Source organism: Allopusillimonas soli, assembly GCF_004153445.1.
GTDB classification, from domain to species: Bacteria; Pseudomonadota; Gammaproteobacteria; order Burkholderiales; family Burkholderiaceae_B; genus Allopusillimonas; species Allopusillimonas soli.
In genome coordinates, this window is record NZ_SDQC01000001.1 from 223,848 (window position 1) to 237,349 (window position 13,502).

A 13,502-nucleotide genomic window follows, 5' to 3' on the forward strand; every position below is an offset into this window, starting at 1 on the left:
CATTCTCAATTAAAATAGGCACGGCCGGCCTCCCTGTCAATTTTCTTGAGTTTCCTATCCATGGCACGTTTCTCTTCACGGCGCCTGCTGCACGCCGGCGTCCGGGCTTTGCAAACCCTTATCCTTGCCAGCGCCGCCCTACTGCCGGCGGCCAGCCTCGCATCGACCAAGCCCGTCCTTCAGGTTGTCGCCTCCACCGCCATGCTGGCCGAAGCAGTACAGCAAGTTGGCGGCAGCCGTGTCGCGGCAACCGCACTCATGGGCACCGGCGTCGACCCCCACATCTATCGTCAAACCCACCGCGATATTGCACGTCTCTCCCGCGCCGATCTCATCATTTATCATGGCCTGCACCTGGAGGCCCAGCTTCTTCCCCTATTCCAGGACATGGCCAGGCACAAGCCAGTGGTTGCGCTGGCCGAAGCCGTCCCGGCCAAGCTGTTGCTGGCCGATGACGAACACCCCGACCTGCACGACCCGCACATATGGATGGATCCCTCCCTATGGCAGCAGGTCGTGCAGGCGGCACGCGATACGCTCACCCGGCTGGATCCCAGCGGCGCACGCGCATACGCTGAAAATGCCGAGCGTTACAACCAATCCATTGCGGCGGCGGCAGACCAGACTACGGCATGGCTGCACGCGGTGCCCGCCGAGCGCCGCGTCCTGGTCACGGCTCATGATGCCTTCCGGTATTTCGGACGCGCCTACGGTTACGAAGTCCTGGCCATCCAGGGCATTTCCACCGAAAGCGAAGCCAGCCTCCATCAAATCGAGCAACTTGTCGATACCTTGGTGCGGCGGCGCATAGGCGCAGTCTTCATCGAATCGTCCGTACCCGTACAGCACGTGCGCGCACTCACCGAGGGAGCCGCAGCCCGGGGCCATCAGGTCGTCATCGGCGGCGAGCTGTACTCCGATGCAATGGGAGAGCCAGGCACGCCCGAAGGCACCTACACCGGCATGATCCAGCACAATGCAAGAGTCATTGCCGATGCATTGGGCGGGCAGCCATGATGCCCTTGCCGCACGGTCTGCGAAGCCTGCCCACAGCGCAGGCTTGCGGTCCCGCCGCCGCACTCGACATCCGTGGCCTCACGGTAAGCTACGGCGGCACCTCCGCCCTCTTCTCGGTCGACTACAGTGTGCCCACCGGCTGCATGAGCGCCATCGTGGGCCCCAACGGCGCTGGCAAATCCACGCTGGCAAAGGCCGCGCTTGGCCTCATTCCAAGGCTCTCCGGCGACATCCGGGTGTTTGGGTCGCCGGTGGGCCAGGTCATGCATCGCGTCGCCTACGTTCCGCAAAGAGCCGACATAGACTGGGACTTTCCGGCCACTGTCTTCGATGTGGTCGCCATGGGCACGCACCGCCGTCTCGGCTGGCTGCGTTGGTGGCGTCGCACAAATCGGTCTGTCATACAGTATTGCCTCGAGCGGGTAGGCATGGACAATTTCGCCGACCGCCAGATCGGGGCGCTGTCCGGTGGGCAGCAGCAGCGCGTCTTTGTGGCACGCGCACTGGCGCAGGAGGCCGATCTTTATATACTGGACGAACCTTTCGCCGGGGTTGATGCGGCCGCTGAACACACTCTCGCGTCCGTTCTGCGTGGGCTCGCGGCGCATGGAAAGTCGGTCGTGTGCATCCACCACGACCTTTCAACCGTGGGCGAATACTTCCAGCACGGCATGCTGCTGAATGTGCGCCCCATTGCCTGCGGCACCATACAGCAAGCGTTCACGCCCGCCAACCTCCAGGAAGCCTATGGCGGCAGACTGGCAGCCAGTCAAATCGGCAGACTGCGCGGTGAGATGGGCAGCCAGGCACCAGTCCCCGCCCCCATGGGCGCTACGCCATGAGCACATTTCTCAGCGCACTGCTGCTGCAAGCGGGCTACAACACGGCCGTCGTATGTATCGGCGCCGCCATGCTTGGCGCCGCCTGCGGCACGATGGGCGTATTCATTCTGCTGCGCCGCCAGTCGCTTGCCAGCGACGCGGCCGGGCATGCCACCCTGCCCGGCCTTGCATTGGCATTCATCATCATGGCGCTGGCCGGCGGCAACGGAAGATGGCTGCCGGGCCTTATGGCCGGGGCAGCGCTTAGTGCCGCACTAGGGCTGCTTGCCATTCACACCCTGAGCCGCCATACGCGCCTGGGCGAAGATGCGGCCATTGGCGCCGTACTGTCCGTATTCTTTGGAGCGGGCGCCGTGCTCATGTCCGTTGTCCAGGCGCTGCAGACCGGCAGGCAGGCGGGCCTGAGCCACTACCTGCTGGGGTCGGCCGCCAGCATGCTGCGCGCCGAGGCCGAACTGGTCGCAATGCTCGCACTCGTGGCGGGTGCCACGCTGCTGATCCTGCGCAGGCCCTTGGCAGTACTGTGCTTCGATGCCGAATATGCCAGGGTTCTCGGTCTGCGCAGGCATCTGCTCGATCTATCGCTATCGGCCCTGCTGCTTGCATTGGTCGTTACCAGCCTCAAGCTCGTGGGACTGGTGCTCAGCGTCGCGCTCATTATCATGCCCGCCGTCACGGCGCGCTTCTGGGCCAATCGTCTGCATCACATGGTGCCCGCCTCCGCCCTCACTGGCGCAATCGGCGCCTACGTGGGTGCAGCCCTGTCGTCGGTCTCGCACAATCTGCCCACCGGCGCCCTCATTGTCCTGGCGCTTTTCGGGCTGTTTCTTTTCTCGCTGCTGCTGGCCCCCGCACGCGGGCTGCTGGCCACACTGATACGTTATCTGTTGTACCGGCGCCGTGTGCACCGACGCCAGGGGCTTCTGGCCATCGGTCGCCGCGAACCCATCTACGACGGGTTCACGCTCCGCCTGCTGCGGCGGACTGGCTGGATACGCAAAGACGGCGTGCCCACGCAGGCAGGCATCGATGCCGCCAATGCGGCCGGCTACGATGAAGCCCTCTGGGCATTGCACAGCCAGCTGCATCCCGGCGATGCCGCCGCTTTGCAGCGTTATCACGTGCTGCCCATATCCCGCGTCCTGCCGCCCGATGCGCTGCGCCGTCTCGAGCAGCATTTCCTGGCGCTGCATCCCGGCAGCAAGCAAATGCACCCGCATGGATACTGAATTCATCCGCCTGAGCCTCGCCCCGCTCGGCATCGCCGCGCTCGCCGCCGTTGTCTGCGCACTGCCTGGCAATTTTCTCGTTCTGCGTCGAATCAGCCTTATCGGCGATGCCATCAGCCACGTCGTGCTGCTGGGCGTGGTAGGTGCATTTGCGGTAACAGGCACACTGGCAGCCGGTGCGATGCTGGCCGGCGCCACGGCATCTGCCCTGCTTGCGGTGGGGCTTATCGCTGTCATTCAGCACCTGGGCCGCATCGAACCTGGCGCCGCCATGGGCGTAGTATTTACCGCCATGTTCGCCGCCGGCGTCCTCTGGCTGGAACAGTCACACGGCCGCAGCGTGCATCTGGACGTGGAGCATGTGCTCTATGGCAATCTTGAAAGCCTGCTGTGGCTGGACGCCACAGGATGGCAGTCGCTGCTTGACCCAGCAGCACTGCGCACGCTGCCTCCTGCGCTATACCGGCTGGCCGCGACGCTGTTCATGACGGTGCTGTTACTCGTCATCTTCTGGCGGCCGCTATGCGCCAGCACCTTCGATGCGGGCTTTGCGGCCAGCGCGGGCGCTCATCCATTCCTGACCGGCCTGGGGTTGTTGATAACCGTGGCCGTGGCAACAGTCATGGCCTTCCAAGCCGTGGGCGCCATTATTGTGGTTGCCATGCTTATCTGCCCCGCCGCCACTGCCCGCCTACTCACCAACCGCCTGGCCTTCCAGGTCCTCTGCAGTGCAGCGCTGGCATTGCTCGCGGCGCTGTCGGGTTTTATATTGGCTGCCTGGGGGCCAGGCTGGCTGGGCTACCCGCACAGCCTGAATGCCGCCGGCATGATAGCGACGGTTGGCGGGCTGTTTCTGCTACTTGCCGCCATGTTTGGGCCTTGCCGCAGACGCACAGGCACAGGCACAGGCACAGGCACGTGAAGGGCAAGTTCAATTCAACGGCGTTCCGCCACAGGATAGACGACAACGCCGTTCGCCTGAACGACAGCACCTTCTGTTAGGCGGGCCTCGCTCACATGTCCAGGCCCCATGATATGAAACACGTCCTCCCCGTGCGCCAGGAGATGGTCCGAGACAATGCGCCGATGGCATCTCCACCAAACGGCCTCAGCGCACATGATTGCGCAGCGCATGGTTCGGCCTTGGGTGATCAGATGCTGCAAACCATCATGAAAGGCGTCCGAGAGCGCATAATCCGCATAATTGTGAAAACTGTCATTTGACCAGAAGCCATTCACGTCGGCGCTCACGGTTTTCGACTTGCCCCTGAGCCCGCCCAACGCCGCCAGATGCTCATAGGAGATATGAAAAGGCTCGAGCGCGCCAGGCAGATAATCCTTGTTGAATTGCGGATTTGTCCTGGAGCGAGGCACTGTCCTGATATCGACGACATGTACCACTTGCGCCTCAGTCAGCATGTCGGCAAACGATTCAAGGGCACGCGTCGAGTGACCCACGGTGAAAAAGGGAAGAATCACGACCGGCCCTTGCCGCCAGTATGCGCGAGCGCGTCGCCTTTGTGAGCCGCGATATGGTCGGTCTTGTCGCTCTTGATCTCGTACTGAGGGTGATCTTTCGAGGCTCGGCGCCTGTGACCTTTGTAGTCAAAGTCCTCAGTATGAACCGCAATAATGGTACCCGTCACATGCCCCGCCTCCGAGTTCCATGTGACGTGATCACCAATCTTGAATTTCCGGGTCATGATTTGCTCGATAAGATTTCATTCCCCCGTTCCACCTGCCCAGAAATCGGCTTTGGGAGGTGTGCGGTCCAGGGAAGACAGCACTTTAAGCACAATGGCCATGCCCGTGTTACCCGCCGGCACGCCCGCATAGACCGCAGTCTGCAGCAACACTTCCTTTATTGTATCCAGATCCAGCGCGGCGGCGGCGGGATCGTCAGCAGGCGCCTGCAGTCCCGTGCGAATATGCAGCTCGAACTCTTCCCAACGGCCCATGGCCGCGGTGATGGCCAACACCATGATGCGGCGGGTGCGAGGCTCGAGCCCTGGCCGGCTCCAGATCCCGTCCCATGCGTAGCATGTGATCATGCGCTGGAACTCGACGTTCAGCGTGTTGGCATTGCCGATCGAGCGCTCGACCCAGGCATCACCCAATACGTTGCGCCGGTTTGATATGCCACGCTGAAGCGCGGCTCTGGTGTTCGAGTCAGTCATGGTGTCATTTCCGGTTCAAGTCGTGTGTGGGAGGGCGCTTCCAATGTTTCCAGCAGCAAGGCGCAACATGCGGCCGAGCCGTCCACGGCCCGTTGCTGGTCTGTTGCCCGGGCCAATGCCGGCGCCACTGATTCCGCCTGCAGAGCACCGTAATGTGCTTCCACCCAATTTAACAGAAGGCCGGACAAGGGTACGCCCTGCGCAAGCGCCTGCGCGGCAAGCCCTTCAACAGCCTGCTGGGCGGGACCCTGGCCCGCCACAGGCGTAATGGCTTTCGCGCAGGCCTCCGAGAATACGACTTCATGAAGTGCATCCACATGCGCCTGCATGCGGACGGTATTGATGCGCAGACCCTCGGCAGCGCGCCGCAGCGCGGCGGCGGCACCATGGACATGGCGCCACAATGGCGCCCACATCGTAAGCTCGGACTGCCACTCGCCCAGAGCCCGCTCGTGCGCCTGTGCCATGGCGCCGAGCAACGCGGCAGCCAAGCCCGGTACGGCCTGGGTCTGTGCGATAGCCTGCATGCAATACACCGGATTTCGCTTATGGGGCATCGCACTGGAAGTACGTCCACGCGTTGCCTCGGCCAATTCGCCAACCTCAAACTGAGACATCAGCGACCAATCCCGTGCCAGCTTCGCCATGCTTCCGGCGCATACCGCCGCCTCCATTCCCAGACGTATCCAGGCATCCCGCTGCGTATGCCAGCTGTACCCGCAAACCCATAAGCCCAATGCGCCGGCCAATCTCCGCTCCACGTCGGCAGCCTGTTTACCCAGTGCCGCCCGATTGCCCACGGCGCCACCCAGTTGCACGCACAAGGCCCGCGGCGCCAGCACGGCAAACTGATTGATGGAGCGGCGGAAGGCAGCAGCGGACTGCGCGCACTTCAACCCAAAGCTGGTAAGCTGGGCGGGCTGCATCAAGCTGCGCGCCAGCATGGGCGTGGCGGCATGATCGCGGGCAAGCGTACACAGCGCACGCTCCATGGCCTCCAGCTCCTCCAACAAGGCAGACAGCGCGGCTTTGGTCAGCAAGGCGTGGGCGGTATCGACGGCATCCTGCGTCGTTGCACCCCAGTGCAGATAAGGCAGCGCCTCAGGAGCATGCAGCGCCAGATAAGCCTTGAGCGGATCAACCAGGCCAATACCCAATGCGCCGGTGCGCCGCGAACACTCAATGAATTCGGCTCTATCCATCTCCACGGCGGCGCAGGCGCCGGAGATGGCCGCTGCCGCCGTCGGGGGGATCAGGCCGGCGCCAGCCTGAGCGTCAGCCAGTCCAGCCTCAAAGCGCAATAGCGCCTCCAGCCATTGCCGGTCCGTGAACAGCGCTGTGTCGCCAGCGGGGTTGAGACTTGCATCAATAAGAGAAACCATTGCAGCAGGCCCTGCCTCGCTCATACAGCAATGCCGGCAGCCTTCACCACCTCACCCCATTTACGGCTTTCCTCTTGTATCCTGCGGCCGTAGTCGGCAGACCCACCCAGCATGGGCTCGGCGCCCTCGACCACCAGCCTGGACTGAAAATCGGACGTGGCAGCAACCTTCAGTATTTTTCGCTCAAGCTCCGCAACCACATCCGCCGGCATGGATTTCGGAGCGAGAATGCCATATGTCAGCGTGCTTTCGAACCCCTTGAGTTCCCGCACGCCGGATTCACCCATGGTAGGAACGTCAGCCAATAAATTCATGCGCTTTGGACTTGTCACAGCAAGGGCGCGCAGCTTCCCGCCCTTGATCATGGCCATGGCGGCGGGGATGACGCTGAAACAAAAATCCACCTGCCCTCCAGCGACATCGGCCAGGGCAGGGGCGGTTCCCTTGTAGGGAACGTGTACCGCTTTGGCGCCCAGTGTCTGGAGGAACATCTCGCCGGTGAGGTGGCCGCCGGTGCCTGTGCCGCTGGAAGCAAAATCCATATCGGATCCCTCCTTGCGCAACGCATCGGCCAGCTGCTGCACACTCTGTATGGGAGAGTCGGCCGGCACAACCAACAGAAGAGCTGAAGAGGCAAACATGGCCACAGGCTGCAGGTCCGTGGACGCATTGAATTTCAAGTTCTGGTATAGCACGGGATTGATCGACACCGTGCCTGTATGTCCCAGGAGAAATGTGTTGCTCTGGGCCGAGGCGCGCACCACTTGTTCAGTGCCCAGATTTCCGCCGGCGCCCGGCTTGTTTTCAACAATCACATCCTCCTTGAACATCTCGCTCAGGCCGTGCGCCATCTGGCGGCCCAGAACATCATTGCCGCCGCCGGGCGCAAAGGGCACGATAATACGCATGACGGGACTGCCGCGCTGCGCCCAGGCAGGAGCCATCGACGCTGCAGTCAGACCAAGGGCGGCGGCCAGCACACGGCGGCGGGATGCAAGCTTTACGGCGGGACGGTTCATCGTATCTCCTCTGCACTGATATGGATTCTTGAATTGATTCCCTTATTTTCGTCCAGCATGGCCATGGCAATACACTATGTGCAGCTTTCATCACACAAAAGAAAATACAGGCAATGGACATACGCTATCTGAGCAATTTTCTGAGAGTCGTAGCCGCGGGCTCCATGTCCGAGGCAGCACGGCAATTGGATCTGAGCCCCGCCGCCATTGCTCAGCAGATGCGGGCGCTGGAGCGTGAGCTGGGGACGGCCCTGCTGCTGCGGCAAGGACGCAGCGTACGACCCACCGCTGCAGGAGAGCGTCTATTCGAACGTGGGCGCGCACTGGTGCAGGACGCCGAGGCGCTTCGGGACTGGACGATCACAGAGGAAAACGAAGGCGAGCTGCGCCTGGGTACTGTGAACACAGCGCTTCATGGCTTCCTGCCCGATATCCTGCAGGCCTTCACGCTGCGCCATCCAAGCGTAAAAATCGCATTGCGCATCGGCATCACCCCCGATCTGTACACTGCGCTGGTACAGTCCGAACTCGATGCGGCACTGTGCTTGAAGCTGTCGTTCGACCTGCCCAAGACTGTGAGTTGGACCCCACTGCATCAAGAACCCCTGGTCGTGCTCACCCACAAGCGCGATGCGCGACGTGATCCACTGGAGTTACTGCGGAATGGTCCCTTGGTGCGCTACGATCGCGAGCTCGCCGGTGGCAAACTCGCTGACCGCTATCTACAGGCACACGGCATACAGCCCAACGAGCGCTTCGAGCTCAATTCAGTCATGGCGATCGCCTTGCTGGTGGAGCGCGGACTCGGTGTGGCGTTGGTGCCGGACATAGGCCAAGGTCTGGCCAGCGGCGATCTGTGCAAACTTCCGGTGCCGCCTGTGCCCCGGCAAAGCGAAAGCCTGGCTCCACCACCCCGCGAACTCGGCATACTGTGGCGCAATCGCTCCCCGCGCGTACGCTGGGTGCGCACCTTGATGCAATGCGCGCAAGATGTGCTCGCGGCGCCGTGACGGCACACCTGATGCCCTGGAAACTCCATCAAGGCCGAGCACAATCCTATACCCGGCAAGATTGAAACATAGCCATTATTTGGCGAAAAGCTGGCTCATGTCCTTGAAAGCCTTGAACTCCAGTGCATTTCCACAGGGATCCAGGAGAAACATCGTTGCCTGCTCACCGACTTGCCCCTGAAAGCGGACATACGGCTCAATAACAAACTGAGTACCGAAGGATTTCAAGCGAGCAGCCAGCGCTTCCCATTGTGCCCACGCCAAGACAATGCCGAAGTGCGGCACCGGGACATCATGGCCATCCACCGGATTTGTGTGGGCGTTCTCCTGGGCCGCGGTCCTGGGATGCTCGTGTATCACAAGCTGATGGCCGTAGAAATTGAAATCCACCCATTGTGTGCTGGAGCGGCCCTCTTCGAGCCCGAACACTTCGCCGTAGAAGCGGCGCGCAGCAGGCAGGTCGTGAACGGGAATGGCCAGGTGGAAAGGAGACAGATTCATCGGGATTCCATGTCGAAGTTCAGAGATATTCTCAGGATTGTAAGCTCGGGAAATGGAAAATAAAATCAATATATATTTTCACAATTAACAATGGAAATTGATGAATGATCCGCGAACTGAATACGCTTATCGCTGTGGCTCGCGAGGGCACATTCGCCGCTGCCGGTCACAAGACGGGCTTGACCCAGGCCGCTGTCAGCGCCCAGATGCGGCGACTGGAGAATGAACTGGGCTTCACCTTGTTTGATCGCATCGGGCGCGCAGCGCGACTTAATGAAACGGGGCGTCAGGTACTGGCACAGGCACAAGAGCTGATTCAGATGTATAACAATCTGGGAGCCTCGCCGGTCGGCTCGCCGTCAGGCAAGCTGATCAATATTGGCGCCATTGCGTCGTTGCAGCGCACGCTTTTGCCGGATGCGCTGGCAAAGTTTCACCAACAATGCCCCGGCTGCCGTACTCGCATCATGCCAGGTTTGTCCGTCGCGCTGGTCAACCTCGTGGATGCTGGCGAACTCGACATGGCCGCCGTGATACGCCCCCCTTTCGCGCTGCAAGGTGACCTGCGCTGGACGCCCCTGGCACACGAACCATTCCGGCTTATCGTTCCACGCAAAGTGTGCGGCAGCGACTGGGCCCGGTTGCTGTCCAACCAGCCATTCATCCGCTACGATCGCTCGTCGTTTGGCGGCCGGCAAGTGGATCGATTTCTTCGAGACATGCACATCAAACCCCGGGAAGTATGCGAAGCAGACGAGCTGGAGGCTATCGTGAGGCTTGTTGCCAATGGCGTGGGCGTGGCGCTTGCGCCTCAAACTGCCATACATAGACGCTGGCCCGCGGCTTTGCGTGCCATCGATCTTGGCGACCATACCTTTCATCGGGACGTTGGCCTCGTCCATCGTCCCGATGAGCATTTGAATGATTCTGTAAAGTTGCTCACACAGATTATCAGCGCAGTGTCACAACGCGAACCGGCCCCAAGAGAAAATAATCGCATGCGTCACCCTTCATGACCAAGCCTAGCCACCGCCTGCCCAGACCGTTGAGACAGCGCCATCCGACTATGCCCGGGACACAATACGGTCGGCTTCCTGCTCGCTGGATATGCAGTGCCCTGAGGGCAACCATATCAGGTCTCTCTTGACAGTCACTCCCTTGACGGTTTTCATGACATATCCATGAAAAACAATCTGCCCGTCCGTGGATTCTTGCCGCGACCTCAGGAATGCAACACTTCCCGAGGCAGTCAGATACAGATCAATATGTGTGATGATGGGAGGTCTTGTATTCATGATTTCTTGTTGACGCTTGCCCTAAGAAAATTCACCGCTTGCCGTGGAATCATTGTTCAGTGCAGTATGGGAAAAGTCCACAAAAAACAGTGATTTGTGCAAAAAAGACGCAATGCCGACATCGGGTGATTACCACCGGGGAATGCAAAGTAGTCGCGATGCCCAGAATAGGTCGCGAAATAGCCATGCCGCAGGGACTGCAATCCGGCCGGCCCCCGTCGGACTACGGCATGGATGATGATGGAGCACTCGCCGATTCAGCCGTCGGCGTGCGGCTAGAAATATTGAAGCTCGCTACAGGCAAGCTACTGGCTGCGTGTCATCTGTGATCGGGCTGGGCGCCCAGATGCTGGACAATCTCTTCATTCAGTGCGAGGGATTTGGTTCGTGCATCAAACCACTGCTCACGTGCGCGCAAGCCCTGCGCAAAGTCTCCCGCGCGCTCTACCTCTTTCAGTGCCTTAAACAATGATGCTTCCTGGGCCTTGAGAACCTCAAAATCCTGCAAGGCCTGCTCCAGCCAGCTCCTCCATCGATCCATCTCGTCTCCAGAACTCTTGCTTTTATTTTGTGGAGAAAATGATATGCCCTGACAGGAAATAATACAAACGAGGGTCAGGGCATATTCGTCAAGACGAGTGCCACATTGACGCTAAGAATGGTCCTTATTGCTATTCACCCATTTCTGGAGCAACTGGTGTGCAGTCTCACGCCCACCCAAACCGAATGCTATGGCGCAAGCCACGGCAGCGGATCCCAAAATCAGACCAAATGCAAGGTGCACAATTTCATTGGCCAACCCCATGAACCGCAATCCCATGGCAACAGCCAACGCGATGATGGCGTACTTCAATATGGAGGGCAAACCATTCTCGCCAACCGCGTCTCCAATCAATCGTGCGACCAAGCGGGCCATGACGACACCCACAATCACAATTACACTACCGAACACCACGTGCCCGCCCAATTCTGTTGCCTGGCCAAGCATCACGGCAACAATTTCAAAATCAAGGAGGCTGGCGGCTTCTATGGCGGCGAAAAGCATGATGGCAACCAGAACAAGCCAACCTGCAATACGCGAGGGGCTCACATTTGCCGAGACATTGCGTCCGATGCTCGTCAGCGCCCTATCGAGCCCCAAAGTCATCAGTAATTGCTCAAGCAAGGCGCGAACCCACTGTGCAATGAAATACGCAATGAACAGCAGCAAAGCGGCGGCAATAATTCTAGGAATGGCATCCAGCACTGTTTGCAGAACCAGCACCGTGGGCTCGACTATCGAGGAAATGCCCAACGTCTGCAGCGCGGCAATAGCCACCGGAATAACGATGACAGCAAATACGATGGCGCCAACTGTTCGCGCCAACGCGGGGCAACCTTTAGCGGTATTTTGAGCTACTGCAGCGGCATTATCATCCTGGAAGCTATTGGACTGGCCGAGTTTTGCACACCACTTTTGGACGTTGATGGCGCCCAAGGCTGTCTCCACAATGGTCCTGACAATCTTGGCGATCAGGATGCCCACGAACAGGATAATGGCGGCGCCAACAATTCTTGGGAGGTACGTCATCACCTCGCCAGTCAAAGCCGTAATAGGATCCAGCGCTTGGGTTAGTCCCAGAGGCTGAACAGCAACCAATAACCCTATCAGCCACACCAGCCAATATCCCAGGGTGCCGATGGAGAGGGACAGATTCTGTTTGTGATCCAGCGACCCTTTTGAGAGGAAGGTGAGCCTGTCCATGCATTTGACGAGCCCCCATCGAACGGCCTTTGCGATGAAATACGTAATCACCAGAATAATGATCACGCCAAGCAACTTCGGCCCCCAAACGGCGAATTGATTACCCAGATATTCGATTTGTCCATTGCCTTCAAACATATGGCTCTTCCCCTCTGTATAAGTGACGTAGCGTGTCGCGTCCGCCAGCTACTTGCACGTTAATTTCACTACATATCATTGCAATAAGAACAATTTCTACACGACTTATCTGCCAATTACAAGGCTTGCGAGTGGTCAAATACAAAATGACATGTGCAGCGACAGATGGAATCATGAAAACTTGCGCGTGCGGGCCTCCAGCAACGCGACATCACCGATCCCGCAGTTGCTGGTGCGCCAATCGTGGCCACCGGCTCATCCGCCTGCGCGATGGCATTCACACCATTGAACCGGACATTTCTATTTTGCACAGAGGGGGTGCGGACATTCTCACGTTGCGCCAACACGATAGCTGCCGGGCGTTCGCACACAGCCCAAAAATATGTTAAATTGCCGGTCTTTGGCGCATTAGCTCAGCCGGTTAGAGCGACGGAATCATAATCCGCAGGTCCCCTGTTCGAATCAGGGATGCGCCACCAAAGATTTCTAAGCAATATCAAGCGCTTACGCCACTCTGACCAGTGGCTTTTTTTCTGCCATCTCGGTGGGTATTGACCAAAATTGACCGTCTCCGCAGGCTCTACCCCACCGCTTCAAGTAGCCGCGCAGGCTCGCTTCCGAGCGGCCCAGCACCACATCGAACACCTTGTGGTGCCTCAAGTCAACCAGGGTGGTGGCGTAGCCCTTCTTGCGGCTGAAGACATGCTCGTCAATGCCCAGCACCTGCGGACAACTTCGGCCAGAGAGCTCCGAGACCCGTTGCCCGATAAAGGACTGGTACCAGCGCTCGACGGTGGCGCTGCCGATCCGGTGCGTGCGCGTCAGTTGGCGCTGGCTCACGCCGCCATCGTGGGCCTCGAAGACCTCCAGCCGATAGGCCTCGGTGGCCCGGCGCCGTGGCCGGATGCCCGCAAAGCGATGGCGAAAATATCGATTGCAGTCGGTGCAGTGGTACTTGGGCACCGCCAGGTGCAACACCATCAACTGGTTGCCCTGGCGGGTGTGCTTGAGCGTGCGCTGATGCGTCGCTTTAATCCGTACCGCCTCTTGCTGGCAATGGATGCACGCCAAGCGCTTGGTTGGCCTGGCCCAGACATGAATCTCCCGGCCTCGCTCGAACCGTTCAATCACAACATCGCGGATTCCTA

General features: G+C 59.8%; 16 protein-coding genes and 1 tRNA gene. 7 read left to right on the plus strand and 10 right to left on the minus strand.

Annotation, left to right across the window (positions count from 1 at the left end; genetic code table 11):
• Window positions 1-60 precede the first annotated feature (60 nt).
• The 4 genes from ERD78_RS01005 to ERD78_RS01020 are packed head-to-tail and all read left to right on the plus strand — an operon-like array spanning window position 61 to window position 4,010.
• A complete protein-coding gene (locus tag ERD78_RS01005; protein ID WP_129967315.1) occupies window positions 61-1,017 on the plus strand; it encodes a metal ABC transporter solute-binding protein, Zn/Mn family in 957 nt (318 codons plus the stop codon).
• Window positions 1,014-1,859, plus strand: a complete 846-nt coding sequence (locus ERD78_RS01010; RefSeq protein WP_129967316.1) for a metal ABC transporter ATP-binding protein — start codon at window positions 1,014-1,016, stop codon at window positions 1,857-1,859. The genes ERD78_RS01005 and ERD78_RS01010 overlap by 4 nt, the downstream gene beginning before the upstream one ends.
• Window positions 1,856-3,088, plus strand: coding sequence for a metal ABC transporter permease (locus tag ERD78_RS01015; protein ID WP_129967317.1), 1,233 nt, complete (start codon window positions 1,856-1,858; stop codon window positions 3,086-3,088). Before ERD78_RS01010 ends, ERD78_RS01015 begins: the two co-directional genes overlap by 4 nt.
• The gene (locus tag ERD78_RS01020; RefSeq protein WP_129967318.1) at window positions 3,078-4,010 is read left to right on the plus strand and encodes a metal ABC transporter permease; all 933 of its coding nucleotides are present in this window, start codon (window positions 3,078-3,080) and stop codon (window positions 4,008-4,010) included. Before ERD78_RS01015 ends, ERD78_RS01020 begins: the two co-directional genes overlap by 11 nt.
• A gap of 14 nt (window positions 4,011-4,024) precedes the next feature.
• Here the strand turns inward: ERD78_RS01020 and ERD78_RS01025 are convergent, their stop codons facing one another.
• From ERD78_RS01025 to ERD78_RS01045, 5 genes are read right to left on the minus strand one after another with little or no spacing between them, the layout of a single operon-like run.
• Window positions 4,025-4,567 (minus strand): DUF488 domain-containing protein, encoded by a 543-nt coding sequence (locus tag ERD78_RS01025; RefSeq protein WP_129967319.1) that lies wholly within the window; start codon window positions 4,565-4,567, stop codon window positions 4,025-4,027.
• Entirely contained in the window at window positions 4,564-4,791 is a 228-nt protein-coding gene (locus tag ERD78_RS01030; RefSeq protein WP_129967320.1) for a hypervirulence associated TUDOR domain-containing protein, read from the minus strand. The genes ERD78_RS01025 and ERD78_RS01030 overlap by 4 nt, the downstream gene beginning before the upstream one ends.
• An 18-nt stretch (window positions 4,792-4,809) precedes the next feature.
• The gene (locus ERD78_RS01035; RefSeq protein ID WP_129967321.1) at window positions 4,810-5,265 is read right to left on the minus strand and encodes a carboxymuconolactone decarboxylase family protein; all 456 of its coding nucleotides are present in this window, start codon (window positions 5,263-5,265) and stop codon (window positions 4,810-4,812) included.
• Complete coding sequence (locus tag ERD78_RS01040) at window positions 5,262-6,647, minus strand: lyase family protein (RefSeq protein ID WP_129967322.1); 1,386 nt, start codon at window positions 6,645-6,647, stop codon at window positions 5,262-5,264. Before ERD78_RS01040 ends, ERD78_RS01035 begins: the two co-directional genes overlap by 4 nt.
• A gap of 20 nt (window positions 6,648-6,667) precedes the next feature.
• Window positions 6,668-7,666, minus strand: a complete 999-nt coding sequence (locus ERD78_RS01045; protein WP_129967323.1) for a Bug family tripartite tricarboxylate transporter substrate binding protein — start codon at window positions 7,664-7,666, stop codon at window positions 6,668-6,670.
• A 113-nt stretch (window positions 7,667-7,779) separates the two neighbouring features.
• On the opposite strand from ERD78_RS01045, the gene ERD78_RS01050 reads away from it, so the two are divergent.
• Complete coding sequence (locus ERD78_RS01050) at window positions 7,780-8,676, plus strand: LysR family transcriptional regulator (RefSeq protein WP_129967324.1); 897 nt, start codon at window positions 7,780-7,782, stop codon at window positions 8,674-8,676.
• Window positions 8,677-8,751: 75 nt separating this feature from the next.
• Here ERD78_RS01050 and ERD78_RS01055 read toward each other — a convergent pair whose 3' ends face one another.
• Window positions 8,752-9,177, minus strand: coding sequence for a VOC family protein (locus ERD78_RS01055; RefSeq protein ID WP_129967325.1), 426 nt, complete (start codon window positions 9,175-9,177; stop codon window positions 8,752-8,754).
• A 104-nt stretch (window positions 9,178-9,281) separates the two neighbouring features.
• Here ERD78_RS01055 and ERD78_RS01060 point away from each other — a divergent pair, with 104 nt between their 5' ends.
• Window positions 9,282-10,193 carry a LysR family transcriptional regulator gene (locus ERD78_RS01060; protein ID WP_129967326.1) on the plus strand — a complete coding sequence of 304 codons (912 nt, stop codon included), beginning with the start codon at window positions 9,282-9,284 and terminating at the stop codon, window positions 10,191-10,193.
• 48 nt (window positions 10,194-10,241) lie between these two features.
• Here the strand turns inward: ERD78_RS01060 and ERD78_RS01065 are convergent, their stop codons facing one another.
• From ERD78_RS01065 to ERD78_RS01075, 3 genes are all read right to left on the minus strand, one after another.
• Window positions 10,242-10,472, minus strand: coding sequence for a hypothetical protein (locus ERD78_RS01065; RefSeq protein ID WP_129967327.1), 231 nt, complete (start codon window positions 10,470-10,472; stop codon window positions 10,242-10,244).
• A gap of 319 nt (window positions 10,473-10,791) precedes the next feature.
• On the minus strand, window positions 10,792-11,013 hold the full coding sequence (locus ERD78_RS01070) for a hypothetical protein (protein ID WP_129967328.1): 222 nt from the start codon (window positions 11,011-11,013) through the stop codon (window positions 10,792-10,794).
• Between the two features lie 111 nt (window positions 11,014-11,124).
• A complete protein-coding gene (locus tag ERD78_RS01075; RefSeq protein ID WP_129967329.1) occupies window positions 11,125-12,354 on the minus strand; it encodes a mechanosensitive ion channel in 1,230 nt (409 codons plus the stop codon).
• Window positions 12,355-12,756: 402 nt separating this feature from the next.
• On the opposite strand from ERD78_RS01075, the gene ERD78_RS01080 reads away from it, so the two are divergent.
• A tRNA-Met gene (locus tag ERD78_RS01080) sits at window positions 12,757-12,833 on the plus strand.
• 25 nt (window positions 12,834-12,858) lie between these two features.
• On the opposite strand, the gene ERD78_RS01085 is transcribed toward ERD78_RS01080, so the two are convergent.
• Complete coding sequence (locus ERD78_RS01085; RefSeq protein WP_167668804.1) at window positions 12,859-13,485, minus strand: transposase family protein; 627 nt, start codon at window positions 13,483-13,485, stop codon at window positions 12,859-12,861.
• Window positions 13,486-13,502: the final 17 nt, after the last annotated feature.